This window comes from Microbacterium sp. 8M (genome assembly GCF_902506375.1).
Taxonomy (GTDB): domain Bacteria; phylum Actinomycetota; class Actinomycetes; order Actinomycetales; family Microbacteriaceae; genus Microbacterium.
The window spans coordinates 3581281-3608260 of the sequence record NZ_LR733284.1 but is presented as its reverse complement, the minus strand read 5'-3'; the positions used below and the strand labels follow the sequence as shown (position 1 = coordinate 3608260).

General features: G+C 70.8%; 22 protein-coding genes. 17 read left to right on the top strand and 5 right to left on the bottom strand.

The annotated features are described in order from the left end of the window. Positions 1 to 82 precede the first annotated feature (82 nt). The 3 genes from AERO9AM_RS16975 (at position 83) to AERO9AM_RS16965 (ending at position 5082) form a co-directional block, all read left to right on the top strand. Positions 83 to 2452, top strand: a complete 2370-nt coding sequence (locus AERO9AM_RS16975) for a SpaA isopeptide-forming pilin-related protein (RefSeq protein ID WP_159577211.1) — start codon at positions 83 to 85, stop codon at positions 2450 to 2452. Between the two features lie 83 nt (positions 2453 to 2535). Next, entirely contained in the window at positions 2536 to 3942 is a 1407-nt protein-coding gene (locus tag AERO9AM_RS16970) for a SpaH/EbpB family LPXTG-anchored major pilin (protein ID WP_159577210.1), read from the top strand. 168 nt (positions 3943 to 4110) lie between these two features. Next, positions 4111 to 5082, top strand: a complete 972-nt coding sequence (locus AERO9AM_RS16965; protein WP_236602664.1) for a class C sortase — start codon at positions 4111 to 4113, stop codon at positions 5080 to 5082. A 64-nt stretch (positions 5083 to 5146) separates the two neighbouring features. Here the strand turns inward: AERO9AM_RS16965 and AERO9AM_RS16960 are convergent, their stop codons facing one another. From AERO9AM_RS16960 to AERO9AM_RS16950, 3 genes are read right to left on the bottom strand one after another with little or no spacing between them, the layout of a single operon-like run. Next, positions 5147 to 5611 carry a hypothetical protein gene (locus AERO9AM_RS16960; RefSeq protein WP_159577209.1) on the bottom strand — a complete coding sequence of 155 codons (465 nt, stop codon included), beginning with the start codon at positions 5609 to 5611 and terminating at the stop codon, positions 5147 to 5149. Positions 5612 to 5625: 14 nt separating this feature from the next. Beyond that, positions 5626 to 6840, bottom strand: coding sequence for an amidohydrolase (locus AERO9AM_RS16955; RefSeq protein ID WP_159577208.1), 1215 nt, complete (start codon positions 6838 to 6840; stop codon positions 5626 to 5628). A 47-nt stretch (positions 6841 to 6887) separates the two neighbouring features. Continuing rightward, positions 6888 to 7535 carry a TetR/AcrR family transcriptional regulator gene (locus AERO9AM_RS16950; protein ID WP_159577207.1) on the bottom strand — a complete coding sequence of 216 codons (648 nt, stop codon included), beginning with the start codon at positions 7533 to 7535 and terminating at the stop codon, positions 6888 to 6890. A gap of 140 nt (positions 7536 to 7675) precedes the next feature. On the opposite strand from AERO9AM_RS16950, the gene AERO9AM_RS16945 reads away from it, so the two are divergent. The 10 genes from AERO9AM_RS16945 to AERO9AM_RS16900 all read left to right on the top strand — a co-directional run bounded on the left by AERO9AM_RS16945 (position 7676) and on the right by AERO9AM_RS16900 (position 19027). Next, positions 7676 to 9349, top strand: a complete 1674-nt coding sequence (locus AERO9AM_RS16945) for an ABC transporter substrate-binding protein (RefSeq protein ID WP_159577206.1) — start codon at positions 7676 to 7678, stop codon at positions 9347 to 9349. Between the two features lie 99 nt (positions 9350 to 9448). Further along, positions 9449 to 10273, top strand: coding sequence for an ABC transporter ATP-binding protein (locus AERO9AM_RS16940; protein ID WP_159577205.1), 825 nt, complete (start codon positions 9449 to 9451; stop codon positions 10271 to 10273). After that, positions 10270 to 11082, top strand: coding sequence for an ABC transporter ATP-binding protein (locus AERO9AM_RS16935; RefSeq protein ID WP_159577204.1), 813 nt, complete (start codon positions 10270 to 10272; stop codon positions 11080 to 11082). Before AERO9AM_RS16940 ends, AERO9AM_RS16935 begins: the two co-directional genes overlap by 4 nt. A 104-nt stretch (positions 11083 to 11186) precedes the next feature. Beyond that, the gene (locus tag AERO9AM_RS16930) at positions 11187 to 12182 is read left to right on the top strand and encodes an ABC transporter permease (protein WP_201298727.1); all 996 of its coding nucleotides are present in this window, start codon (positions 11187 to 11189) and stop codon (positions 12180 to 12182) included. Positions 12183 to 12184: 2 nt separating this feature from the next. Next, positions 12185 to 13318 (top strand): ABC transporter permease, encoded by a 1134-nt coding sequence (locus tag AERO9AM_RS16925; RefSeq protein WP_159577202.1) that lies wholly within the window; start codon positions 12185 to 12187, stop codon positions 13316 to 13318. Beyond that, the gene (locus tag AERO9AM_RS16920) at positions 13315 to 15558 is read left to right on the top strand and encodes a glycoside hydrolase family 3 N-terminal domain-containing protein (RefSeq protein WP_236602663.1); all 2244 of its coding nucleotides are present in this window, start codon (positions 13315 to 13317) and stop codon (positions 15556 to 15558) included. Before AERO9AM_RS16925 ends, AERO9AM_RS16920 begins: the two co-directional genes overlap by 4 nt. Before the next feature lie 75 nt (positions 15559 to 15633). Beyond that, the gene (locus AERO9AM_RS16915; RefSeq protein ID WP_236602662.1) at positions 15634 to 16878 is read left to right on the top strand and encodes an MFS transporter; all 1245 of its coding nucleotides are present in this window, start codon (positions 15634 to 15636) and stop codon (positions 16876 to 16878) included. Between the two features lie 205 nt (positions 16879 to 17083). Continuing rightward, positions 17084 to 17395 carry a DUF7882 family protein gene (locus AERO9AM_RS16910; protein ID WP_159577608.1) on the top strand — a complete coding sequence of 104 codons (312 nt, stop codon included), beginning with the start codon at positions 17084 to 17086 and terminating at the stop codon, positions 17393 to 17395. 187 nt (positions 17396 to 17582) lie between these two features. Next, positions 17583 to 18518: a helix-turn-helix transcriptional regulator gene (locus AERO9AM_RS16905; RefSeq protein ID WP_159577201.1), complete on the top strand. Its 936-nt coding sequence runs from the start codon at positions 17583 to 17585 to the stop codon at positions 18516 to 18518. 134 nt (positions 18519 to 18652) lie between these two features. Beyond that, the gene (locus AERO9AM_RS16900) at positions 18653 to 19027 is read left to right on the top strand and encodes a DUF7882 family protein (protein ID WP_236602661.1); all 375 of its coding nucleotides are present in this window, start codon (positions 18653 to 18655) and stop codon (positions 19025 to 19027) included. 60 nt (positions 19028 to 19087) lie between these two features. Here the strand turns inward: AERO9AM_RS16900 and AERO9AM_RS16895 are convergent, their stop codons facing one another. Further along, a complete protein-coding gene (locus AERO9AM_RS16895; RefSeq protein ID WP_159577200.1) occupies positions 19088 to 20749 on the bottom strand; it encodes a glycoside hydrolase family 13 protein in 1662 nt (553 codons plus the stop codon). A gap of 191 nt (positions 20750 to 20940) precedes the next feature. Next, positions 20941 to 21870 carry an NAD(P)-dependent oxidoreductase gene (locus AERO9AM_RS16890; RefSeq protein WP_236602660.1) on the bottom strand — a complete coding sequence of 310 codons (930 nt, stop codon included), beginning with the start codon at positions 21868 to 21870 and terminating at the stop codon, positions 20941 to 20943. A 203-nt stretch (positions 21871 to 22073) separates the two neighbouring features. Between AERO9AM_RS16890 and AERO9AM_RS16885 the strand changes: the two genes are divergently transcribed. Genes AERO9AM_RS16885 through AERO9AM_RS16870 form a run of 4 tightly spaced genes read left to right on the top strand, consistent with a single transcriptional unit; the run spans position 22074 to position 26960 of the window. Then, positions 22074 to 23378, top strand: a complete 1305-nt coding sequence (locus AERO9AM_RS16885) for an ABC transporter substrate-binding protein (RefSeq protein WP_159577198.1) — start codon at positions 22074 to 22076, stop codon at positions 23376 to 23378. Between the two features lie 2 nt (positions 23379 to 23380). Next, entirely contained in the window at positions 23381 to 24331 is a 951-nt protein-coding gene (locus AERO9AM_RS16880) for a carbohydrate ABC transporter permease (RefSeq protein ID WP_159577607.1), read from the top strand. Continuing rightward, positions 24328 to 25269, top strand: a complete 942-nt coding sequence (locus AERO9AM_RS16875; protein ID WP_159577197.1) for a carbohydrate ABC transporter permease — start codon at positions 24328 to 24330, stop codon at positions 25267 to 25269. Before AERO9AM_RS16880 ends, AERO9AM_RS16875 begins: the two co-directional genes overlap by 4 nt. Next, the gene (locus AERO9AM_RS16870) at positions 25269 to 26960 is read left to right on the top strand and encodes an amylo-alpha-1,6-glucosidase (protein WP_159577196.1); all 1692 of its coding nucleotides are present in this window, start codon (positions 25269 to 25271) and stop codon (positions 26958 to 26960) included. Before AERO9AM_RS16875 ends, AERO9AM_RS16870 begins: the two co-directional genes overlap by 1 nt. The last annotated feature ends 20 nt before the right edge of the window (positions 26961 to 26980 follow it).

Here is a 26980-nt window from a genome sequence, read left to right as displayed (position 1 = left end):
GAGGAGAGAGCCGAGCGATCGGCTCTCGTGAGGGATGATCCGCGGGGAGCGGGCTGTCCTTCCGCTGTGTCTGGGGAGCACGATGAAGCTTGGGGAATACTTCGCGCGCGCCGTTGTGGCGCTCGGCACGAGCATCGCTCTGGCGCTCGTCGCGACGCCCGCCGCGCAGGCCGCACCCGCCTCACTGGGCTTGAGCGGCGCGCCGTCGACGTCGGTGCGGTCCGCCGTGACGGCCCCCGCGGCCGTGCGCGTGACCCCCTCGACCAGCGCCGGCCTGGTCTGCGCGACCGGAACCTTCTACGCGCTGTCGGGCACCGGGCAGCTGCAGCGTGTCGCGAATGGCGCCGTCACGTCGGTCGGCACCCCGGCATCGGGCGTCTCGTCCTTCAACGGCCTGGGCATCGGCGCGAACGGCGCCACCGCGATCGCGTACGAGCGGACGAACAACAGCCGCACCGCGACCATCTGGTACTTCGACGGATCCACGTGGAAGCCCACGGGCGACAGCTACACGACGTCCGCGACGCTCATCGCCGGTGCGATCGACCTGAAGACCGGCGACTACTTCTTCGGCGGGTTCGCCTCCGGCAGCTTCTACATCTACAAGTACGTGCTGAGCACCGGCGCGTTCTCGCTGGTCGGCACGATCGACACCTCCGCCGCAGGCGGGACCAACGGCGACATGGCGTTCGACGCCAACGGCAACCTGTACGTGGTTGGCAGCGCGTCCACCACGACGGTGTACTCGGTCACCGCGGCGGCGCTCGCCGCCGGCACCGGTGGGCAGCTCGCGTCGTCGCCGTCGTTCTCGTTCACCCCGTTCGGCTTCTCCAACATCAACGGCATGGCGTTCAACACGACCGGCTCGATGTACCTCGGCAACGCCACCACCGTCCGCGAGTACAACGCCTCGACCGGCGCCCAGATCGGCGGTGACGTCACCAGGAGCCTCTCGAGCACGGATCTGGCGAGCTGCAACTCGCCCGCGAACCTCACGGTCCTGAAGAACGTCGTGGCGCGCGCCCACGCCGGTGACCAGTTCCGCCTGTCGGTCAAGAGCGGCACCACCGAGTCCGCGACCGCGACGACGACCGGGACCGCCACCGGAGTCCAGGCCGCCCAGATCGGGCCGCTGCCGGTGATCCAGAACAACGCGTACACGGTGTCCGAGTCGATGGCGTCAGGATCGCCCGGCACGCTGGCCGACTACGCCAGCTCGCTCGCCTGCGTCGACGACACCGGCGCGACGGTGCCGACCTCGGCCGGCCAGCTCACGATCCCGAACCGCTCGGGTGCGAGCGTCGTGTGCACCATCACGAACTCCCCGCTGCTGGCGACCGTCTCCGTGCACAAGACCGTGCTCGACATCACCGGCAGCAACCCTGCGCCTGGCTCGGGCTGGAGCCTCGGCGCCGCGACCACCGCGACCGCCGGCACCGCCACGTCCACCCCTTCCGCGACCGCGCAGACGACGCCCGCCTCGGGTGACGTGAACTGGACCGTCGCGTTCGACAAGCAGACGTCGCGGGCGACCGTGCGGGTGTCGGAGACGCAGAAGAGCGGGTGGGACTTCGTCAGCGGCAGCTGCGTCGTCACCCCGCTGAGCGGCTCGCAGCGTACCGTGACGCTTCCGGGCGCCACCGGCGCGGACGTCACCGGCGTCGCCCCGGGCGACGCGGTGGCCTGCACGATCACGAACAAGCCGTCGGCGGCCGCGCTGACGCTGAAGAAGCAGGTCGACAACACCTACGGCGGCAGCTCCGTGGCCTCCGACTGGACGCTCACCGCGAGCGGCACGCAGACGATCACCGGCAAGACCGGCGACCCGAGCGTGACGAGCGCCGTCGTCGCCCCCGGCACCTACGCGCTCTCCGAGAGCGGCAGCCCCTCGGGCTACGCAGCGGGCGCCTGGACCTGCACCGGAGCGACCGTGAGCGGATCCTCCGTCACCGTCGCGGCGAACGCGAACGCGGTGTGCACGATCACGAACGCGAGCAAGCCCGGATCCGCCGCCTGGACCAAGACCTCCAAGGCGACGGGCGCCCAGCTCGCCGGATCCGAGTGGACGATCACCGGCCCGGGCCTTCCCGCTCAGGGCCTCGTGGTCAAGGACTGCACCACGGCCCCGTGCACCGGTCCCGACCTCGACTCGGCGCCGGGCGCCTTCCGCCTGGACAAGCTCGCCTGGGGAACCTACTCCGCGAAGGAGACGCTGGCTCCCGCCGGCTACATCGCGGCGGGTTCGTTCACCTTCACGGTGAACGCCGCCAACGCCGGCACCACGATCGACATCGGCGCCCAGCCGAACGAGCAGCAGCCCGGCGCGGTGCTCCCGCTGACGGGAGGCCTCGGAAGCGATGCCTTCCTCCTCGCCGGCGGTGCCCTCGTGTTCTCCGCGCTCACGCTCCTCGGCATCCTCCGGATCCGACGGAACGCGCGACGCGCCTCCTGACCCATCACCCACCTCACCGACAGCAGGACGACTGTCGGCCGACGGGTGTCGGTCGACGAACCACAAAGAAAGCAGGAACGGAAATGACCAGCAGGTCTCTCGGGCTGCGCAAGCTCGCAGCCGGGCTCGGAGTCGCGGCCCTCGCCGCCCTCGGCGCCCTCGCCGTGTCGCCGGCCGCCAACGCCGCCGACACGCTGAGCCCGTCGAACATCACGGGCACCACGGGCAGCATCACCATCCACAAGCACGCCGGCGACCCCGGCGCCGCGGGTGACGGCACCCAGATCACCGACCCGGCGAAGATCGCCGCGCTCGGGCAGGGCCTCGAGGGGGTCCAGTTCAGCGTGCAGCGCGTGAGCGCGAACGGCACGCCGATCGACCTCACCACCGCCGCGGGCTGGGACCAGGCGAAGACCGCGACCCCGGCGAACGTGTCGTCGGCGCCGTTCTCGCTCGGCACCGGCACGACCGCGACCACCGACGCCTCCGGGCAGGCCGTGGTCTCCGACCTGCCATACGGTCTGTACCTGGTGACCGAGACCAGCTCGGGCCCGAATCCGATCGTCTCGCCGGTCCAGCCGTTCCTGGTCTCCGTGCCCTACCCGAACCAGGGCACCTGGCTCTACAACGTGCACGTGTACCCCAAGAACAAGCTGAACACGACCGAGCCGACCAAGACCGTCGCCGACCCGAAGGCCCCGGTGCTCGGCTCGCAGATCGTCTGGACGGTCGACGCGCCGATCCCGGCCCTGGCCGCGGGTGACACCTACCGCAGCTTCTCGATCACCGACAACCTCGACTCGCGCCTGACCTACGTCGGCGCCGTGGTCAAGATCGACGGCACCACCCTCGCCGAGGGCACCGACTACACCGTCTCCGGCAACACCGTGATCACCTTCACCGCGACCGGTCTCGGCAAGCTCGCGGGCAAGACCGCGGTCACCGCCGACATCACCACCACCGTGACGTCGCTCGGCGCCGACGGCCAGATCCTGAACACCGCCGTCGTCAACACCAACGGCTCCGACCGCACCACCAACACCCCGCAGACCAACTGGGGTCCGCTGAAGGTCGTCAAGCAGGACGGCAACACGAAGAACACGCTCCAGGGCGCGATCTTCGAGGTCTACGACGCCAAGAACGGCACCAAGGTCGCCGGTCCGGTCACGACCGACGCCAACGGCCAGATCCTCATCGACGGCCTGTGGGTCGGCAACAACGACGTGAAGAGCAAGGACTACTGGCTCAAGGAGACGCAGGCGCCGGCCGGCTACGTGCTGCCCGCCGACCCGTGGACCCAGGTCACCGTGACCGCCAACGGTCAGGCCGACCCGACGAGCATCACGATCTCCAACACCCAGCAGTTCGGTCCGAACCTGCCGCTGACCGGTGGCGCGGGCAGCACGCTGTTCGCCGTCATCGGCGGCCTGCTGGTCGTCGCCGGCGTCAGTGCGATCCTGGTGCGTCGCGTGCGCGCCCGTCGTCACTGATGATCAGACGTCCGTGAGCGGTCCCCTCGAGGATCGCTGACGGACTCGAGGAGGGCAGGCCCCCAGAGCTCCTGCCCTCCTCTTCCCTTTCCCGCTGATCCTTCCCGCTCAGCACCCGAGCGGCCCGGATCCGCTCACATCAGCGCATCGAGGCTGAGAGGAGTCGTCGTGAGCCAGACCGTGCCGCTGCGCCGCCGCGACGCGAGGCCCGCGCCCCGCCCGCGCTGGCGGATGCCCTGGACGACCGCGCTGCTCGCCGCCGTCGCCTTCGTCGGCGTCCTCGTGCTGATGTACCCCACGGTGGCGAGCTGGTGGTCGCAGTACAACCAGTCGCAGCTGATCGTGAAGGTGGACGCCGAGGTCGGGGGATCCGCGACCGACGCCCGGCAGCAGGCGCTCGATCAGGCCAGCGCGTACAACCGGGCCCTGGTCGGCGGGGCGCTCGTCGCACCGGGGTCGCGCATCCCCACGAGCACCGCCGCCGCGCCCGGCTTCGACTACTCGCGCATGCTCAGGGCCGACGCCGACGGCGTCATGGCCCGGCTGCGCATCCCCGCCATCGGCGTCGACCTGCCGATCTACCACGGCACCTCCGACACGACGCTGACCAAGGGCGTCGGGCATCTCGAGGGCACGTCCCTCCCCGTCGGCGGGACCGACCAGCACTCCGTGCTCACGGCCCACCGCGGTCTCGCCGGCGCGACCCTGTTCGACAACCTCGACCAGCTCAAGGTCGGCGACACCTTCACCGTCGAGGTGTTCGGTGAGGTGCTGACCTATCGGGTGCGCGACACCAAGGTCGTCCTCCCCGAGGAGACGCAGACGCTGAGCGCGCAGCCGGGGGAGGACCTCGTCACCCTCGTGACCTGCACCCCGCTCGGCATCAACACGCACCGCATCCTGGTCACGGGCGAGCGCGTGACGCCGACCCCGCAGAAGGATCTGGATGCCGCCGGTGCGCCGCCGGACATCCCCGGCTTCCCCTGGTGGACGCTCGTGATCGGCGCCGCTCTCCTGCTGCTGGTCGGCGTCGTCGCCGCCGCCGGGCGTCCCCGTCGCGACGTCGCCCGCGGAGCAGAGGCCCTCGTCGAGGCGCCGGGATCCGTCGACGCGGGGACGGACGCGCCGATCGGCGTGTGACCGTCGCCCGGGGCAGGCGCCGCAGGACATCGCATCCCCTGCCGTCAAGCGGGGCGCAGCCCGTTCATCGCAGGCCGTCTTCGCACGTGCTGCCCGGGCGCTCCCTCGACCACAACTCGTGCGTGGACCGGGTGCTGGTCTCGACCTGCCACGGCGGAAAGCGGACGAACTCGTCCATCGCGAGACCCCACGTCGAGCCCTCCGCGGCCCGATGGGCCTTGGCCCATTCGTACATCCGCTGCCCGGTCCCGGACCAGTCCCGCTCGTTCATCTCCTGCGCGACGGCAGCAGGCATCGGCGCACTGTTCGGGGTGCTGTAGTCGTACGTGCAGGAGTAGGTCCGCCCGTCGTCGCCGACGTAGCTCAACGAGAGGGTGACGTTCGTCGTGTAGCGGGAGTCGCGCACCACGGCGAGGGTCACGGAGACGGCGGTGGCGGCGATCGCGATCGCGCCCACGACGGCGATCACCGCGATGAGCCACGGTCTGAGTCGACGCGTCCGGCCGGGTGCCACGAGGGGGTGGACCACGGATCCCTCCTCGGTCACCCCAGGAACTCCCGCGCCGCGACCGTGAGCGCCTTGACTCCGACCTCGATCGTCGGGTGGATCTCGACGGCGAAGTACGGGGAGTGGTTTGTCGCGATCTCACTGTCGACCGTGCCGTGGGCCACCGCGGCGGCGAAGCGGGCGGGGGCGATGCCGCCCCAGAACCAGAACACGAGAGGCACGCCGGCGTCGCGGGCGAACCATGACACGTCCTCGCTGCCGGTGAACAGCCCGGGGTCGACCACGTTGTCCTCGCCGAACGCGGCGCGGAAGGCCGCGGTCGCGCGCTCCGTGGCGGCGGCGTCGTTGATGGTGGCGGGGAGCGTGTGCAGCGTCTCGATCGTCGGCTCCTCCGTGGCGCCGCTCGCCATGGCCTCGGCCTTGATCACGCGCTCCACCTTCGCGAGCATCTTGGTCCGCAGCGCGTCGTCGGGGTAGCGCAGGCTGAGATCGAGCGTGGCCTCGGCCGGGATGATGTTGTTCTTGGTGCCGGCGTGGATGGCGCCCACCGTGACCACGGCGAGGTCGTGCGGATCCACCTCGCGCGAGACCACGGTCTGCAGGCGCATGACCGTGGCGGCGGCCATGACCACGGGGTCGATCGTGGAGTGCGGGCGGGAGCCGTGCCCTCCCCGGCCGTGCAGCACCACGTGCAGGCCGTCGGAGGCCGACATCTGCGGTCCGGGGCGCACGCCGATCATGCCGGCGGGGAGCGGGGTGACGTGCTGCCCGATGACGACGTCCGGCCGCGGGAACCGGTCGAGCGCGCCGTCGTCCAGCATCGCGCGGGCGCCGGCGCCGAACTCCTCGGCCGGCTGGATCACCACGACCAGAGTGCCCGACCACTCGTCCCTGGTGCGGACGAGCTCCTCCACGGCGCCGATCATGGCGGTCACGTGCATGTCGTGGCCGCAGGCGTGCATGATGCCGACCTCGCGGCCCTCGGCGTCCACGCCTCGCGCGGTGCTGGCGTAGGGCAGTCCCGACTCCTCGACGACGGGCAGGGCGTCCATGTCGGCGCGCGCCCAGACCACCGGGCCGTCGCCGTTGCGCAGCACGCCGACGACGCCCGTGCGCCCGACCCCCTGGGTGACCTCGAGCCCCAGGTCGCGGAGGTGCCCTGCGGCGATGCCCGCGGTGCGCACCTCCTGGAACGACAGCTCGGGGTTGCGGTGCAGGTCGATGAAGAGCGCTTCGAGGTCGATCGTCATAGCGCCGAGCCTACGCGGATCCGGCCGGGGGGCCCGCCGATGCGCCGTCACCGGCCGGCGTAGGTCTCCAGGGCGGGGCCCGGATGCAGCACGCCGTTGACGATCGCCTGGATCGCGAAGGCGCTGGCGTCGGCCAGGTCGACAGCCGTGGGGTCCAGCAGCCACTGCAGCTGCAGCCCGTCCATGACCGCGAGGATCGACGCCGCGGCCTTGCCGATCACGGCGGTGTCGGTCACGCCCTCCTGGGCGCACAGCTCGAGGAACGCCGCCGACACCTCGGTGCGGAGCTTGTCGTAGCGGTGCTCGAAGAAGGCCCGGGCGGGATGCCCGTCGGTCACCGACTCGTTCGACAGCACCGTGTACGTCTGCACGATCCCGGGACGTCGTTCGTTCGCGAGCGCTGTCTTGACCAGGTGCAGGAACAGTTCAGGGCCATCGGGGATGTGCTGATCGGCCAGCTCGGCGACGTCGCTCTTGTCGCGGTAGTCGAGCACCTCGAGCAGGAGCTTCTGCTTCGACCCGAAGTGGTGCAGCACCCCGGCGTGCGTCATGCCGACCTGCTCGGCGATGTCGGCGAGGGTGCCGTTGGTGGATCCTTTCGCGCCGAAGATCTCGATCGCCGCGTCGAGGATCTCCGTGCGCTTTCGCTCGGTCTCGGGCCGTGATTTCACGCGCGCCGACGTTGTCGTGACCATTTCGTCCCCTTCGCCGCTTGTCATCCAGCTTACTCATCGGTAACCTCACTCCTACTTACTTTCTCGCTAGTAAGTAAAGTTCCGCGGAAGCGGACCCCGCACCAGGTGGCGCACGATGGCCGTGCCCAGAAGGAGAAGCAATGAGGCTCACCAAGACCCTGCTCGTCGTCTCGGCGATCGCGGCCCTCAGCGCCGTCGCGCTGACCGGCTGCTCGTCGGGCTCCACCGCCGGCGCATCCGGCGGCGGCTCGCTCACGATCGCGAAGCCCGACGGCGCCGCGATCCTGTCGACCCAGACCAACAACCCGTTCATCTCCACCGGCTCGGGCATGTCGCTCGGATACGACCGGATGATCTACGAGCCCCTCGCGATCGTGAACCCCGTGGGGAAGAACGAGACGACCCCGTGGCTCGCCTCCAAGGTCGAGTGGAACGCCGACTACACGCAGCTCACCGTCACTCCGCGCGCCGACGTGAAGTGGAGCGACGGCAAGCCGTTCACCGCCGACGACATCGTCTTCACGTACACGATGATCAAGAACACCCCCGCGCTCGACCTCGGCGGCCTCAAGCTCGCCGATGTCAAGAAGGACGGCGGGAACGTGGTGCTCTCGTTCAGCGAGTCGAAGTTCGTGAAGCAGGGCGACGTGCTGCAGGTCACCATCGTCCCCGAGCACCAGTGGAAGGGGATCTCCGACCCCTCCAAGGACCCGGTCAAGGACGCGGTCGGCACCGGCCCGTACACGATCAAGAGCTTCTCCTCGCAGGGCGTGGTGCTGAAGGCCCGCACCGACTACTGGGGCGGCAAGGTGCCGGTGGGACAGCTCAAGTACCTCGAGTACAACGACAACACCGGACTCCTCCGCGCGCTGCAGAGCAAGGAGGCCGACTGGGCGCAGATCTTCATCACCGACTACCAGAAGAACTACGTCGACAAGGATCCGAAGCACAACGTGTTCTGGGGCGCGAACGTGCTGAGCCCGGACATGGTGCTCGTGAACACCACGAAGGCGCCGTTCAACGACGTCGCCTTCCGCAAGGCCGTCAACATGGTCGTCGACCGCAAGGCGCACGCCGAGAAGGCGCGCAGCAACGCCGGCCCCGAGCTCACCAGCGTCACCGGCATTCCGCAGCCCACCGGCGACCAGTACATCGCCCCGGAGTACAAGGACAAGACGTTCTCCGTCGACGTCGACGGCGCCAAGAAGGTGCTCACCGACGCGGGCTACACCTGGAAGGACGGTGCGCTGATCGATCCGTCCGGCAACCCCGTCTCGTTCACGCTGCAGGATCCGCAGGGCTGGAACGACTACGTCACCGGCATCCAGCTCGTGGCCACGCAGATCAAGAGCACCCTCGGCGCGGACGCCAAGGTGGCCACGCCCGACGCCGACACCTGGTTCACGAACATGGCGACCGGGAACTTCGACGCGGCGCTGCACTGGTCGGGCTCCGGCTCCAACCCGTGGCACATCTACGACGACGTGATGAACGGCGCCTACCTGGAGCAGGCCGCCGACGGCAAGGTCTCCGACAACTTCGGCCGGTACAACAACCCGGAGGCGACCGCGCTGCTCAAGCAGTACGCCCAGGCGTCGGACGACGCGACCCGCACCGAGGCGCTCAACAAGATCCAGAAGATCTTCGTCGAGGACGTCCCGGCCATCCCGATCGGCACCCACCCGCAGCTGGGCGAGTACAACACCCGCACCTTCACCGGGTGGCCGAGCGAGAAGGACCAGTACGCGACGGCGGACCCCACGCAGCCCTCGGCGGTCCAGGTGATCATGAACCTGAAGCCGGCCGGCAAGTAACCGCCCATCCCTCTCGGTCGTTGAGCGAGCGCACCGCGTTTCGTCTCGGTCGCGCTGCGCGCGGCCTCGCTCAACGACCGCTACCGGAGCATGCCCCTCATGAACGACACCCTTCTCTCCGTGCGCGACTTCTCCGTCGTGTACGACGTGGATCCGCCCGTGCGGGCGGTGAAGAACGTCACGATCGACATCCGGCGCGGTGAGATCGTGGGCCTCGCCGGCGAGAGCGGCAGCGGCAAGACCACGCTCGCCTACGGCGTGCAGCGGCTGCTCAAGCCGCCGGCCGTGATCACCGGAGGCAGCGTCGTCTTCCACGACGCCGACGGCTCGGACATCGACCTGCACGCCCTCGACGTCGAGCAGATGCGCCGGTTCCGCTGGGACAAGGTGTCGATGGTGTTCCAGGGAGCGATGAACGCGCTCAACCCCGTGGCGACGATCGGCGCGCAGCTGGACGACGTGTTCCGCGTGCACCGGCCGGGGATGAGCCGCGCGCAGCGCCGGGCGGAGGTCGTCGAGCTCCTCGAGATCGTGAAGGTCGGCGGCCAGCGGATCCGGTCATACCCGCACGAGCTCTCCGGAGGCATGCGCCAGCGCGTGATGATCGCGATGGCGCTCGCGCTGCGCCCGCAGCTCATGGTCATGGACGAGCCCACCACCGCGCTCGACGTGCTCGTGCAGCGCGAGATCCTGAAGCAGATCTCCCAGCTGCGCCACGAGTTCGGCTTCTCGGTCGTGTTCATCACGCACGACCTGCCGCTGCTGCTGGAGATCAGCGACCGCATCGCCGTGATGCGCGAGGGCGAGATCGTCGAGCTCGCCGACGCCGAGCGGCTGTGGACGGATCCGCAGCACGAGTACACCCGCGACCTGCTGCGCTCCTTCCCGCGCCTGACCGGAGAGCGGGGGGTGGTGGTGCGATGACCGTGCTCGAGTTCCGGGGCGTCACGAAGATCTACAACGTGCGCGGATCCGGTCAGCTGAAGGCCCTGGATGACGTGAGCTTCACGCTGCACTCGGGTCAGACGATCGGCCTGGTGGGCCAGTCCGGCAGCGGCAAGTCGACGATCGCCAAGATCCTCACCCAGCTCGAGACGCCCACGCGCGGCGAGGTGCTCCTCGACGGCGAGCCGATCCCGCGTCGTGGCAAGGGCCTGCGGAAGTACCGGCAGCAGCTGCGCATGGTGTTCCAGGATCCGTTCGCCTCGCTGAACCCGTACCACTCGATCCGCCACCACGTGGAGCGCCCCCTGCGGCTGGACCGCGTCGTGCCGCGCGAGCAGGTCGACGCCGAGGTGCGTCGGCTGCTCGAGCGCGTGCGGCTCGACCCGGACGCCGTGATGGAGCGGCGGCCTCACGAGCTTTCCGGCGGCCAGCGCCAGCGCGTCGCGATCGCGCGGGCGCTCGCGTCCCGGCCGGCGCTGCTCGTGGCCGATGAGCCGGTGTCGATGCTCGATGTGTCGATCCGCCTCGGCGTGCTGAACCTGCTCGCCGACCTGCAGCGCGAGGAGGGACTCGGCGTGCTCTACATCACCCACGACCTGGCGACCGCGCGCCACTTCAGCGACGAGATCATGGTGCTCAACCAGGGCCGGGTCGTGGAGAGCGGACCCGCGGACGACGTCATCCTGCGCCCCCGCGATCCGTACACCCGGGAGCTGCGGGCCGCGTCGCCCGATCCGGAGGAGTTCTTCCGCCGCCGGGCGGCACAGACCACGGGAGGTGCGCGATGAGCGCCGACACGTCCGCACCCGCGACCGAGGCGTCGCCCGCCGCGCCCGAGCCGGTGGATCCGACGCTCGTCGGCACGACCGCCACGCGCGCCGAGCGCGGCCGCATGCGCGTGCCCTGGCGGTTCATCGGCGGCCGGGCGGCCTTCTACGTGTTCACCGCGTGGGCCGCGATCACCATCAACTTCTTCATCCCGCGGCTGATGAAGGGCGACGCGGTCGACGCGTACATGGCGCGCAGCCAGGGCCAGCTCACGCCGGACGCCGAGAAGGCGCTGCGCCTCATGTTCGGCCTCGACCACTCGGTGCCGCTGTGGCAGCAGTACCTCGACTACTGGGGCATGCTGCTGCGCGGCGACCTCGGCGTCTCCATCTCGACGGGCATGGCCCCGGTCGGCGACGCGATCGCCGCCGCGCTGCCGTGGACCCTGGGACTGGTCGGCTTCGCCACGATCGTGTCGTTCCTCGTCGGAACCGTGCTGGGCGCCGTGATCGGATGGCGGCGCGGCGGGCGCCTCGACGTGCTGGTGCCCGTGACGACGTTCCTCGGGACCGTGCCGTACTTCTGGCTCGGGCTGATCTTCATCGCCCTGTTCTCGACCCTGCTCGGCTGGTTCCCCGCCGGGCACGCCTACGAGGTGGGCGTGGATCCGGGCTGGAACCCGGAGTTCATCGGCCAGGTGCTCTCGCACGCGGCCCTGCCCGTGATCACGATCGTGATCGCCTCGCTCGGCGGCTGGGTGCTCGGCATGCGCAACATGATGCTCACCGTGCTGGACGAGGACTACATCACCGTCGCCCAGGCCAAGGGCATGTCGAACCGGCGCGTGCTCTGGCGGTACGCGGCCCGCAACGCCGTGCTCCCGCAGATCCAGAGCTTCGCCCTCTCGCTCGGCTTCATCGTCGGCGGCACCATCGTGATGGAGATGGTGTTCTCCTATCCCGGGATCGGGCTGCTGCTGCTCGGCGCGACCAACGCGAAGGACTATGCGCTCATGCAGGGCATCTTCCTCGTGCTCGTGATGGCGGTGCTCGTCGCGAACATCATCGCCGACATCGCCTACGCCATCCTCGACCCGCGCACCCGTCAGACGGAGGCCTGATCATGACCACTCCCGTTCCCCCCGAGGTCGCGCAGCCGGCCGCCGGCGCCCCGGAGACCGCGGCGCTGCTCACCGCCGAGCGGCGGCCCGCGCCGCGTCGCACCTTCTGGACGCAGCTCAGGGCGTCGCTGGCCATGTTCGGCAACCGCAAGTCGGCCGCGGGCCTGATCATCCTCGGGGTGTTCACCCTCGTGGCGATCTTCGCGCCGTGGATCGCGCCGTACAGCCCGACCGCACAGCACCTCGACGCGACGCTGCAGCCGCCCTCCCTGCAGCACCTGCTGGGCACGACCCACATCGGCGAGGACGTGTTCAGCCAGCTCGTCTACGGCACGCGCGGCGTGCTCGTGGTCGGCTTCCTCGCCACGATCATGGCCACCGTGGTGGCGATCGTGGTCGGCGTGACCGCCGGCTACCTGCGCGGCTGGAAGAGCGAGTCGCTGTCGGCGCTGTCCAACGTGTTCCTGGTGCTGCCGGGGCTGCCGCTGATGATCATCATCGCCTCGCAGTTCCAGGATCCGCCCCTCGTCGTCATTGCGGCTGTGCTCGGCCTGACCGGCTGGGCGTGGGGCGCGCGGGTGCTGCGGGCGCAGACGATGTCGCTGCGCAACCGCGACTTCATCCAGGCGGCGCGTGCCAACGGCGAGCCGCTGCGCCGGATCATCCTCGTCGAGATGCTGCCGAACCTCATGGCGATCATCGCGTCGAGCTTCGTCGGCACCATGACGGCCGCCGTGCTCGGTCTCACCACCCTGGCGTTCATCGGCGTCATCCCGGTCTCGAACCTGAACTGGGGCACCATCCTGTTCTGGGCGCAGCAGAACAGCGCCTTCCCGGACTACTGGTGGTGGTATGTGCCCGCGGGCCTGTGCATCGCGCTGCTCGGAGTCGCGCTCGCGCTGATCAACTTCGGAATCGACGAGTACGTGAACCCGCGGCTGCGCTCCGCAGGGGAGCGGGCCCGCGCCCTGAAGAAGCGCGGCATCGACGCGAACGCCGCCGTGACGGCGGTGCGCACCGCCGGCGGCACCGACCGCTCCGGCGGCTCTGATCGCTCCGGCACCGACCGCACCGGCACCGACCGCTCCGGCACGGCCGGCCGCTCCGGCGGCGACGCAGAGGGCCGCACCGCGTGAGCAACGTCCTGCCCTTCCGTGACCCCGCGCTGTCCACCGCCGACCGGGTGGCCGACCTCCTCGGCCGCATGACGGTGGAGGAGAAGGTCGGCCAGATGCTGCAGCTCGACGCGCGCGACGACCTGCGCGACCACGTGCTGCGGCGGAATGCCGGCTCGATCCTGCACACCTCGCCGGAGCGGATCCTGGAGGCGAACCGGCTCAGCGCCGAGACCCGGCTGCGCATCCCGCTGCTCGTGGGCGAGGACTGCATCCACGGCCACTCGTTCTGGCCGGGCGCCACGATCTTCCCGACCCAGCTCGGCATGGCGGCGTCGTGGGACGGGGATCTGCTGGAGCGGGTCGCACGGGCGACGGCCGAGGAGGTTGCCGTGACGGGGGTGCACTGGACGTTCTCCCCGGTGCTGTGCATCGCCCGGGACCTGCGCTGGGGGCGGGTCGGCGAGACGTTCGGGGAGGATCCGTTCCTCATCGGCGAGCTCGCGTCCGCGATGGTGCGCGGCTACCAGGGCTCCGGGCTCGGCGACCCCACGGCGATCCTCGCCACGGCCAAGCACTTCGCCGGGTACTCGGAGACCCAGGGCGGCCGGGACGCGTCCGAGGCCGACATCTCCCGCCGCAAGCTCCGCTCCTGGTTCCTGCCGCCGTTCGAGCGCGTGGCGAGGGAGGGATGCCGCACGTTCATGCTCGGCTACCAGACCACCGACGGGGTGCCGATCACCGTGAACGACTGGCTGCTCAGCGAGGTGCTGCGCGGCGAGTGGGGGTACGGCGGCACCCTCATCACCGACTGGGACAACGTCGGCCGGATGGTGTGGGAGCAGCGGGTGCAGCCCGACTACACGCACGCGGCGGCGGCCGCCGTGCGGGCCGGGAACGACATGGTGATGAACACGCCGGGCTTCTACGAGGGCGCCCTGGACGCGGTGGAGAAGGGGCTGCTCGCCGCGGACGCGTTCGACACGGCCGTGGCCCGCATCCTCACGCTCAAGGTCGAGCTCGGCCTCTTCGAGGATCCGCGGCTGCCGTCGGAGCACCTCGATGCCGTCGTCGGCAGCACCGCCCACGCCGCCCTGAACCTCGAGGCGGCGCGGCGCTCGCTCGTGCTGCTGGAGAACGACGGCACGCTGCCCCTGAGCGTCTCGGCGGGGGCGGATCCGCTCCGCGTCGCCGTCGTGGGTCCGCTCGCGGACGACGCGCAGACCCAGCTCGGCGACTGGGCCGGCGGATCCGGTCAGGCCGGATGGATCGACGGCCAGCCGCGCGAGATGATCACGACCGTGCTCGGCGGGCTCCGCGCGACCGTGGGGCTCGCGGTGGGGTACGCGCAGGGCGCCGACATCCTCACCCTCGAGGAGGATCCGCTCGGCGCGACGTTCCCGGACGGTCAGCCGCGGCCGCCGGTGGTGGTGCCGGCCGCGGTCGACGAGGCCCGGCTCGCGGAGGCGGTGGCGGCCGCCGAGTCGGCGGACGTCGTGGTGGCGGTGGTCGGCGACCGCATCGAGCTCGTCGGCGAGGGGCGCTCCACGGCGACCCTCGAGCTCCTCGGCGGCCAGAACGCGCTGCTCGACGCCGTGATCGCGACGGGAACCCCCGTGATCGTGGTGCTGCTGGCGTCCAAGCCGCTCGTGCTCCCCGCCTCGGTCGCGAACGCCGCGGCCGTGGTCTGGGTCGCGAACCCGGGCATGCAGGGCGGGCGCGCGATCGCCGAGCTGCTCACCGGCGCGATCGAGCCGTCGGGGCGCCTGCCGATCTCGTTCGCACGGCACGTGGGCCAGCAGCCCACCTACTACAACCAGATCCGCGGGCAGCACGGCACCCGCTACGCCGATCTCACGCAGGCCCCGGCCTGGGCCTTCGGCGAGGGCCTGTCGTACACGACCGTGGCCTACTCCGCGCTCCAGCTCGCGTCGTCCGAGCTCGGCATGGGCGACACCCTCGTCGCGGAGGTCACCGTCGCCAACACCGGATCCCGTCCGGTGCGGGAGACCGTGCAGGCGTACGTGCGCGACGTCGTGACGAGCGCGAGCTGGGCCGACAAGGAGCTCAAGGCCTACCGCCAGGTCGACCTCGCGCCGGGGGAGGCCGCGCAGGTGCGGCTGGAGGTGCCCGTCGCCGACTGCACGATCGTCGACGGGGCGGGGGTGCGCCGGGTGGAACCGGGCGCGTTCGAGCTGCTGGTCGGGCCGTCGTCCCGGGACGAGGTGCTGCTCTCGGCCGCCTTCGAGGTGGTGGGCTGAGGTGCCGTCCGACAATTCGTCCGGAATCCTTGCAAAAGGGGCGCGCGACGGGATCCGCTCTGCTTGGATGACCTGGTGCGAACGACTGCTGACGACACCGGCTTCCGTGCCGGGGCCCTGATCTGGCTCGCCGTCGCGACCTTCTCGATGGGGATCGACGGCTACGTGCTGGCGGGACTGCTGCCCCAGATCGCCACCGACCTGCACGTGGACGCCGCGGCGGCCGGTCAGCTGATGAGCGTCTTCGCGGCGACCGGCGCGGTCGCCGGCCCGGTGCTCGGTGCGCTCACGGGGCGCTGGGAGCGCAAGATGACGATCGTGCTCGCGCTCGCCGTGTTCGTGCTGGGCAACCTGCTGGTCGGCCTCGCTCCGACGTACTTCTGGGCCATGACGGGCCGCGTCCTCTCGGCGCTGGGCGGGGCGCTGCTGAACGCCGTCATCGGCTCCTACGTGATCGCGCGCACCCCCGAGCACTACCGCGGCCGGGCGCTCTCGCTCGTGATGGGCGGCTTCCTGTTCGCGACGGCGCTCGGCGTGCCGGTCGGACTCGTGATCGGGCAGGCCGACTGGCGGATCCCGCTGTTCCTCGTCGTGGGCGTCGGCACCGCCGCGCTCATCGGCATCGTCGCCCGCGTTCCCGGTCTGCACCTGCCGCCGCTGTCGCTGCGCGCCGCGCTGAGCCCGCTCACGCGCCCGGCGATCCTGGCCGTGCTGCTGGTGCCGATGGGGCTCATGTGCGCGAGCTATCTCTGCTTCACGTACGCCACGCTGATCCTGGGTCCGCGGATCGGCGAGGGCTACCCCATGATCGGCGCGCTGTTCGGCTACGGCATCGTCAGCCTCGCGGGCAACATCGTGTCCGGTCGCGTGACCGACCGGCGCGGGCCGGTCGCCGTGCTCACCGTCATCGTCGCCACCGTGCTGGCGGCCGCGCTGCTCGGCTGGGCCGGCCTGATGCTGCCCGGGATCGCGGGCGCCGTCGCGGGCCTCGCCTGGTTCCTCACGTGCGCCTTCTTCAACGGCGGCTCCGGCGTCGCGGCGCAGACCCGCCTCGCCACGATGGTGCCGCCGGCCGTCGCCGCTCTCGTGCTCGCCCTGAACAACAGCGCCATGATGCTCGGCAGCGCGCTGGGCAGCGCTCTCGGCGGGGTCGCACTCGCCGTCGGCGCTCTGCCGGATCAGCTGCTGCCGCTGTCGGGCGCCGTGCTCGCGGCGACCCTGGGCGTGCAGCTGGCCACCGCGGCGGCGCACCGGCGCCGGGACACCGGCGGCCCGGTCGGCGTCGGAGAGCCGCCGGTGGGCGCGATCGAGCCCGTCTGAGCCGCGGGCCCCGCGTGGGTGCGGTCGGGCGCCGGCGCAGAGAGTGCGGCCCGGCGACGGCGCGGGGGGGCGTCCGGTGGTGGCTGCGGAGCGGCCGGGATGCTCAGGATGTGCGAGGCTGGGATCGGCGCCGCAGTGCGGTCATCCGGACCGCGCCTCATGGCACGGGTTCCGTGGCGACATGCAGACGAGACGGGTGAACCCGATGGGCTTTCTTTTCTATGGCAGTGCCGAGCACGAGATCGAGATCGAGGACCTCGCTCTCGCCCACCTCAAGGTCGTGATCGCGACCAAGCTCCGGCGCAACGAGAGCTTCACGCTGTCCTGGCGGCACGACGACGACCAGCCCCGCGGCAGGTCCACGATCTGGCTGCATCCCTCGATCCAGCTCCGCTTCGAGTTCGCCGACCCGGAGCCGCCGCAGCTCGACCCCGCGCGGATCCAGACCTACGCGAACTCCGCGAACACGTCCGGCGGCGTCCTCATCCCCGACGAGCACATCCTCGGCTCGAAGTGAGGCGGGTGCCCGGCGGCTTCTGCTGAGTCCGCGATCCGGGATCTCCGCGCTCCGGTCGTGCTGACGACGACGGCGCGGACCGCGGATCCGGATCCCCTGCCGTCGGGATCGGAGAGAATGGAAGACTCTGGACTTGCCGGAGTCCCGCCGTGCGGCCCGCCGCACCCTCGCTCCGAAGGATGCCCGCATGCCCCAGATCGTCAGGTTCCAGTCCCGCGAGCGGTCCGCGGTGGAGCAGGCGTGGGCGCAGTTCGCGCCCTCCGCCCGCCTGCACCGCGCCGAACCGGAGCTGCGCCTCGACTGGTCCTCTGCGGCGCTCGAGCACGTCGGGATCGTCGAATACCGGCTTTCGGCGGCGGCCGTGCGCTCGTCCGTGCGGCCGGAGGGGCAGCTGTTCGCGTGCAGCGTCCGGTCCGCGCGGGGCTCCGTCCGCAGCGGGCGCCAGGAGCTGGCCTCCGGTGCTCCCTGGCTCAGCGACGGACGCGAGGTGACGGCCCGCTGGGATGAGGAGGCGCACGTGCGTGCGGTCGTTCTCGACCCCGGTTGGGCGCAGGAGACGGCGCGCCGGATCCTCGGCGACGACCGCCTGCTGATCCGCGTGACGGACCCGGCGCCGGTGGACCGCCGAGCGGCGGCGCACTGGTCGCGGACCGTGGCCGGTCTCGCTGAGGAGGCGGAGGCCGCCGTCGGCCACCCGCTCATCGAGGCGGAGATCGCCCGGCACGCGCTGATGGTGACCCTCGCCGCGTTCCCGTCGGCCCTGCACGGCCGCGAGCAGCGGGCCGCGCAGACGGCGCCGGCTCCCTCGACGGTGCGTCGGGCGATGGCCTTCATGGAGGAGCACGCCCACGAGCCGATCACCGTGGACGACGTCGCCCGCGCCGTCCACATCTCCACCCGCGGTCTGCAGTACGCATTCCGGCGCGCGGCCGGCATCACCCCGCGTCAGCATCTGGTCCGGGTGCGCCTCGACGGCGCGCACCGTGACCTGCTGCGGGCAGGGCCGGGTGAGACCATCGCGGAGATCGGCCGTCGCTGGGGGTTCTCGCACCCGTCCCGGTTCGCCGCGGAGTTCCGCCGGGTCTACGGCCGAGCGCCGGCCGAGATGCGCGGCGACCGCTGACGTTCCGTGCCACCGCGTGGCGGCGGTGACGCGGCGCGCACAGTCCGTTCCGGCGGTGTCCTCATCCGGCCCGGCGCTGCCGGGGTCGAGCCGGCGCCGTCCTACGGTCGGGGAGATCGGAGGACGACACAGGAATGGGAAGCATCTACTACGGCCAGAGCTCTGAGCCGATCTACATCGAGGATCGGACCCTGGCGCATCTGAAGGTCGTCATCGCGACGAAGCTGCGGCGCAACGAGAGCTTCACGCTCTCCTGGCGCCACGAGGAGGGTCAGGAGCGCGGGCGCGAGACACTGTGGCTGCACCCGTCCATCCCGCTGCGCTTCGTCTTCGACGAGCCCGAGCCGCCCGAGCTCAGCGCGGAGTGGCTGCGTACTCTTGCCGGCTCGGCGAGCAGCACCGGCGGGATCCAGCTGCTGCCGGAGCACATGAACGCGTCGAACGGCGCGGTCGCGGCGAGCGCCGATGCGCGCGGATCCGCCGATGTCGGCTCGCCGTCGGAGGACTGATGCTCCCGCTGGCGTCAACGGGTCAGCGGGCCGCGGGCCCGGTCGGCTGACCGCGGCGCGTCAGCCCAGCGTGTACCAGGCGGCGGAATCCGGCGGCAGCACGGTGCCGGCCGCGGCGGCGCTGTGCACGACGACCGTGGCGCCCTCCGGCAGGGCGAGCGGCGCCGTGCCGAGGTTCGCGGCGACGTGCAGGTCGCCACGGCGGAACGCGATCGCGTCCGACCCGAGGTCCTCCCACACGAGGGAGCCGGATCCGAGTCCGCGCTCGCGGCGCAGGCGCAGCAGCCGCTTGTAGAGCTCGAGCGTCGAGCCGTCGGCGCCCTCCTCGGCGGCGCGGGCGTACTCCGCCCACTCCGCGGGCTGCGGCAGCCACGAGGCGCCGGTGTCGTTGAAGCCGTAGGACGGCGCCGTCCCGCTCCACGGCAGCGGCACACGGCAGCCGTCGCGGCCGTAGCGCTCGCCGTTCGTGCGGAACCAGCTCGGATCCTGGCGGAACTCGTCGGGGATCTCCATCGCCTCGGGCAGGCCCAGCTCCTCGCCCTGGTACAGGTAGGCGGATCCGGGCAGCGACAGCATCACCGTCGTCGCGGCGCGGGCGCGCGCGAGGCCGATCGCGCGGTCGGGCTTGGGCTCGTCCCGCGGGCCGATGCCGTCACCCTGCGGGTTGTCCCAGGTGAGGGCGAGGCGCGACGCGTGCCGCACGACGTCGTGGTTGGACAGCACCCAGGTGCTCGGGGCGCCGACTGCGCCGAACGCGTCGAGGGAATCGCGGATCACCGTGCGCAGCTCTTCGGCGTTCCACGCGGTCATCAGATAGTTGAAGTTGAACGCCTGGTTCATCTCGTCCGGACGCACCCAGAGGGCGATCTGCTCGAGGGTCGGCATCCACGCCTCGGCGCACAGCGCGCGCTCGCCGTCGTACTCGGCGAGCACGTCGTGCCAGTCGCGGTAGATCTCGTGCACCCCGGGCTGGCCCCAGTACGGCACGTCCTCCTGGTCGCCGCCCATGGAGTCCGCGCCCTCGTCGGGCGTGTAATCGGGCAGGCCGGCCTTCTTGATCATGCCGTGCGCCACGTCGACCCGGAAGCCGTCGACCCCGCGGTCGAGCCAGAACCGCAGCACGCTGCGGAACTCCTCGCGCACCTCCTCGTTCGTCCAGTCGAAGTCGGGCTGGCTGGTGTCGAAGATGTGCAGGTACCACTGGCCGGGAGTGCCGTCGGCCTCGGTCACGCGGGTCCACATGCCGCCGCCGAACACGCTCTGCCAATTGTTGGGGGGCAGCTCGCCGTGCTCGCCCTTGCCGTCGCGGAAGATGTAGCGGGCGCGCTCGGGGCTTCCCGGCGCCGCCGTGAGCGCCTCCTGGAACCACGCGTGCTGGTCGGAGGAGTGGTTCGGGACGAGGTCCACGATCACGCGGATGCCCCGGGCATGCGCTGCAGCGAGCATGGCGTCGAAGTCGTCGAGCGTGCCGAACAGCGGATCCACGCCGCGGTAGTCGGAGACGTCGTAGCCCGCGTCCTTCTGCGGGCTGGGCATGAAGGGGCTCAGCCAGATGGCGTCCACGCCGAGCTCGACGAGGGCGTCGAGGCGGGACGTGATGCCGGGCAGGTCGCCGATGCCGTCGCCGTTCGCATCCGCGAAGGAGCGGGGGTAGATCTGGTAGATGACGGCGGTGCGCCACCACTCGGATCCGGGGGCGGACTGCTGCTCGATCTGGGCCATTCGATCAGGCTACCGGGAGGCGCGCTTCCCGGAAAATCACGGATCGAATCGGTTCGAGCGCGCGGGTGTCGCCGGCCCTTCTACCGCGAGACTGCAACTGAACGACGAGACTGCGCGATTCTGTTGCAGTCTCGTCGCGTGGTTGCAGTCTCGCGGATCCGGAGGGGGTCGGTGGCGGATCCGGGGCCGCGTCAGTGCTCGATGAGGTTCAGCGGCTCCTCGCCGGCGAGCATGCGGTCGATCTGCGCGCGGATGAGCGCGGCGATGCGCGGCGCCATCGCGGTCGACGCCCCGCCGACGTGCGGGGTGAACAGCACCCCGGGGGCGTTCCACAGCGGGTGCCCCTCGGGGAGGGGTTCGGGATCCAGCACGTCCAGAGCGGCGCGGATCCGGCCGTTCTCGGCGACCAGCGCGTCGGTGTCGACGAGCGAGCCCCGCCCGACGTTGACGAGCAGCGCGTCGTCGGCCATGCGCGCGAGCATGGCCGCGTCGAACAGCCGGTGCGTGGCGGGCCCGCCCGGCAGCGAGAGGATCACGATCTCCGCCTCGGGGAGCACAGCCGGGAGGTCGGCGAGCGCGCGCACCGGGATCTCCCCGATGCCCTCCACCACCTCGGTGCGCGCGGTCTGCGCGACCGCGGTGACGGTGACCTCGAAGCCGGCGAGGCGACGGGCCACGGCCTTGCCGACACCGCCGATGCCGACCAGCAGCACGCGCCGGTCGGCGAGGCTCGAGGTGAACGCGCGGTCCCACACGCCCGCGTCCTGCGCGCGCACGAACCGGGGCAGTTCGCGCTGCGCGGCGAGGGTCAGGGCGAGCGCGAGCTCCGCCGTGGCGGGCTCGTGCACGCTCGCCGCGTTCGCGAACGGGACGCCGGCCGGGATCCGGTCGATGACGGCCTCGTATCCGATCATCTGCCCCTGCACGAGGCCGACGTCGAGGCCCTCCAGCGAGCTCAGGTGCTGCCTGCCGAGGTACGACGGCACGACGATGTCGATGCGCCGAGCCGGAGGAGGCGTCGCCATGTCCCATACCCGCACCTCGACGCCCGCGGGCATCCGGCCCCGGGCGATGACGTCGGCGGCGAGTTCGGCGGTGGGAACGGTGACGAGGAAGCTCACCCTTCGAGGGTAGAGCCGGAGCCGCCGGTGCGATCGGGCCACTCGAGCGCCGGTGGCCCCGGCGCGGCGTGCTGCGAGGGATCGAAGGCGGGAGAATCGGCTCGGCGCCGGGTCGGGGATTGACATTTCTGCGTTCTGTATACAGAATACGAAGCGCGTCCTACACCCGAATCTGCTCTTCCGACGATGAAAGAGGTGGCCTCATGCCTCGCTTCTCCTCTCGCTTCACCCGCTCGCTGGCCCTGGCCACCGCGGGCGTCCTCACTCTCGGACTCGCTGCCTGCAGCGGAGGCGCCGCCGGCGGTGGATCCGCCGGAGGGAAGACCACCGTGGTGTGGTCGACCTGGGGCAGCGCCGATGAGCTCAAGCGCTACCAGGAGTTCGATGCCGACTTCATGAAGCGCCACCCCGACATCACGGTAAAGCTGCAGCCCGTGGCCGGCTACGACGACTACCACTCCAAGCTGCTCGCACAGCTGACGAGCAACACCGCGCCGGACGTCTTCTACGTCGGAGATGACATGATCGGCCAGTTCGTCGGCTCGCACCGCCTCATGCCGCTCAAGGCGCTCATGAACGGCTCGAAGAGCCAGAGCAAGGAGGCCGACTTCTCTTCCGGTCTGTTCGGCGCCGCCGAGCAGGACGGCGAGATCTACGCCGCGCCGAACGATTCCAACCCCGATGTGTTCTGGTACGACAAGGAGGCCCTGAAGGCCGCCGGCGTGACGGACGACCCCGCGACGCTCGCCGCCGCCGGCAAGTGGACCACGAGCGCCTTCCTGGACATGAACAAGAAGCTGCACGATGCGGGCCTCACGGGCACGATGTTCTGGAACTACTGGGCCACCCAGTGGAGCTGGCTGAGCTCGCAGGGCGCATCGGCGCCCTATGACAAGAGTGGGAAGTTCGTGGCCAACAAGGACGCGGACGCGGTCAAGGTCCTCGACCAGTTCGGATCCCTCTTCCAGGACAAGACCTTCGTGGTCGCGGACACCCTGCCCGACGGGGCCGGAGCCGACAGCGTGTTCGTCGCGCACAAGGCCGGGTTCCTCGTGCAGGGCCGCTACACGATCGGAACGGTCGCGGCGGCCGGATCCAAGGACTCCTACGACATCGCGCCCTGGCCCACGCCGGACGGGAAGGCGGCGCCCACCGGCGTCGCGACCTCGTTCCTCGCGATCAACAAGGCCACCAAGGTGAAGGACGCCGCCTTCACGTTCTGGACCGAGTTCCTCTCCGCTCAGGGACAGACCTTCCGCCTGCAGGGCGGCGGCAACGCGGTCCCCTCCATCAAGGGCGCGGACAAGGTCGTCCTCGACGGCTACCCGGCGCACGCGCAGACCTTCCTCGACATGCGCGACATCGGCTTCGTGAACTACCCGACGGAGGCGCGCCTGCCGGGCATCCGTTCCGGCATCGGTGACCAGTTCCTGGCGCTGTACCAGGGCAAGCAGGACGCTCAGGCCACGCTCGACGCCGTCGCCGAGCTGGTCCAGGACGGCAAGTGAGCATGACCGCATCGTCGGTTTCCACCCGGGCGTCGTCATCGACGGCGCCCGGGTGGCGGCGCGAGGCCGCGTGGCGGCGACGCGACCGCCGCTGGGGCTACGCGTTCGTCGGCCCGCAGCTCGTAGGTATGGGGCTCTTCGTGCTGCTGCCGTTCCTCGCCAGCCTCGTGCTGGCGTTCGCGCGGTGGGACGGGCTCACCGACCTCAGCTGGGTGGGGTTCGAGAACTTCGGCACCGAGCTGGCGGATCCGCTCTTCGGGCGCGCGATCCTGAACACGCTGCTCATCGCGATCATCACCGTCCCGATCGGCCTGGGACTCGCGGTCGTCATCGCGGTCGCCCTCGAGAAGCTGAAGACCCGAACCCTCTACCTCGTGCTGTTCTTCGCGCCGGTGGTCACCTCGACGGTCGCCGTCGCCATGATGTGGCAGCAGCTGTTCCGCGCCGACGGCGTGCTGTCCACCACGATCTCGAAGGTCTTCGGGATCGCCCCTCCGGACTGGCTGCAGGATCCGCGCCTCGCCCTGATCGCCGTGTGCATCGTGACGATCTGGTCGTCCCTGGGACTCAACGTGATCATCTTCCTCGCCGGCCTCCAGAACATCTCGCCGTCCGTGATCGAGGCGGCCCGGATCGACGGCGCCGGCGCGTGGCGGCTGTTCACCGCGATCCGGCTGCCGCTGCTCTCGCCGATCGTGTTCTTCTCCTCGGTGATCGCGTTCATCTCCTCGCTGCAGACCTTCGACACCGTGTACGTGCTCGTGCGGAACGCAGGACCCGACAACGCGACGCGCACGATCGTCTATCACATCTACGACCTCGGCATGAAGAAGTTCGAGTTCGGGCTCTCGTCGGCGGCGAGCATCATCCTGCTCCTGCTCACGCTGGTCATCACGGCGATCCAGTTCGCCGCGCAGAAGAAGTTCGTCCACTACGAGGATGACCCCGCATGAGCATCGACACCACGAGCCTCACCCGCGGCGGCGCCGCCCCCGCCACCGATTCCACGATCGCCATCGTCGCGCCCGGTCGTCGGGTCCGGCCGAAGCCTGCGGGTCGGGGACGTCGTCGCGTGTCCGCGACGGTCCTCCACGTCGTGCTGATCGCGGCCGGCCTCGGCATGGTCTTCCCGTTCGTGTGGATGATCCTCACCTCGTTCAAGACGCTGCCGCAGCTGCTGAAGGATCCGCTCTCGCTGTTGCCGAATCCCTGGACCTTCGGCAACTACGCCGAGGCGTGGAACGCCGTGCCGTTCGCGCAGGCCTACCTGAACAGCGCCTACATCGCCGTGCTCGTCGTCGTCGGCACGCTCATCACGGCGTCGATGGCCGGGTACGCGTTCGCGCGGATCCGCTTCCGCGGATCCCGGGTGCTGTTCATCGTGTTCCTCGCGACCCAGATGATCCCCAAGCAGGTCACACTCATCCCGTTCTACCTGCTGATGACCCAGCTCGGCTGGGTGGACTCGCACCTCGCGCTCATCGTCCCCGGCATGATCGCGAACCCGTTCGCGGTGTTCTTGATGCGCCAGTTCGTGCTGTCGCTGCCGAAGGAGCTCGAGGAGGCGGCGCTGGTGGACGGCGCGGGGCGGATCCGCACGTTCTTCCAGGTGATCCTGCCGAACCTGAAGCCCGGCCTCGCCGCACTCAGCATCATCGTGGCGCTGGACGTGTGGAACTCGTTCCTGTTCCCCCTGGTGCTGCTGAACACCCCCGACCTGTTCACGGTGCCGCTGCTGCTGCAGTCGTTCCAGGGCCAGTTCGGATCCGTCAACTACGGCCTCGTCATGGCGGCGTCGGCGATCTCGACCGTGCCGATGCTGATCGTGTTCGTGATCGGCCAGCGCCGGATCCTGAACAGCATGGCGGCGTCCGGCCTCGGGGGGCGCTGATGGCGGTCGTCGCTCCGTCCGCGGCGGAGCTTGCGCTCGCGGCGGGGCGCCATCTCGACCTCGTCACCGCGCCCTTCACGATCCCGAGGTCGCGGCTGCTGGTCTTCCGCGAGGGTGCAGGCGTGCGTGTGCACACCTCTGAGTACGAGCGGGGACTCGGCGAGTGCCGGGTGCTCGACGAGCTCGGGGTCGTCGACGCGGAAGGGCGCCTGCTGCCCGTGGTCGACGTGCAGCCGCATCGGATCCGGTTCGCGGCCGACGGCTCCGCCTCCGTGACGCTGACGTTCGACGGGCTGCGCGCATTGAGCCTCGGCGGGAGCGGGAGCGCCACGGTGCGCCTGGTGCTCCCGGACGGGACCGCGGCCGAACACCCGCTGGGTACCGGCCTGCGCATCGACGTCGCGGCCGACCGGACCACGACCGTGACCGCGCAGTCGGCGGAGGCGCACGAAGCCGCCGAGGCCGCGCTCGAACGGGAGTGGGCGGACTGGTTCACCCGCTGTCCGCGCGTGCGCGACGACCTGCAGGACATGACCGCCTTCTGCTGGTGGGTGCTCGGGGCGAACATCGTCGAGCTGCCCGCGCTCGCCGGCGCCCGCGCCGTCGTGCCGTCGAAGATCGGCTACGTCGGGCTGTGGCAGTGGGACGCGTACTTCATCGCGGTCGGCCTGCGCCACGGCGACCCCGCGCTCGCCCGCGAGCAGCTCGAACTCGCGTTCCGCTTCCCGCGCGACAACGGGCAGCTGCCCGACGTGGTGCACGAGGAGGGGATCCTCGCCACGAGCGACGACCTGCCGGATGCGGACCGGGCGAACCTGCGCCGAGCGGGATCGCAGGTCGCCGACCCGTCCGCCCCCGTGCCGCTGACCAAGCCGCCGCTCGCCGCCTGGGCGCTGCGCCTCGTGCTCGAGGTCGAGGACGCGCCGGAATGGGCCGCCGAACAGCTGCGGCGCGTGATCCGCTCGCAGGACTGGTGGTTCGCCGGCCCGGAGCAGAACGGATCCGACCTCGACGGCGACGGGATGCCCGAGTACGGTCACCCGTACTCGTCGGGGCTCGACGACAGCCCGGTCTTCGACGGGCCGATCCCGACGGCCGCGCCGGACCTCGCGTCCTACCTCGTGCGGCAGGACCGGGAGATCGCGGCGCTCGCCGAGCGGTACCTGCCCGGCCACGACGTCGGCCGGCACCGGGCGCGGGCCGACCGCACCGAGTCCCTGATGCTGCGGCAGATGTGGGATCCGATGGAGCGCCGCTTCTTCGCGCACGGCCCGGAGGGCGAGCGCATCGCCAGTGACACGGTGCTGGGCCTGCTGCCGCTGCGCACCGGGACGCTCCCGAGCGAGGTTCGCAAGGCGCTCGTGGAGGCCCTGGACGACCCCGCGCGCTATGCACTGCCCTGGGGGCTGCCGACCGTGGCGGCATCTGATCCCGACTTCTCGGCGGAGCGCATGTGGCGCGGCCCGATCTGGATCAACACGAGCGCCCTTGTCGCCGAGGGCCTGGATGCCTCCGGGCTACCGGAGCGTGCTCGGGCGCTGCGCGAGCAGACCGCGCGGCTGGTGATCCACGGCGGTGGCCCGCACGAGTACTACAACCCGCTCACGGGCCTCAAGGCGCCGCGCGCGACGACCGCGTTCGGGTGGTCCGCGGCGCTGTTCATCGATCTCGCGGTCACCCTCAGCCGCTGACGCGCGCCCAGCGCGCGATG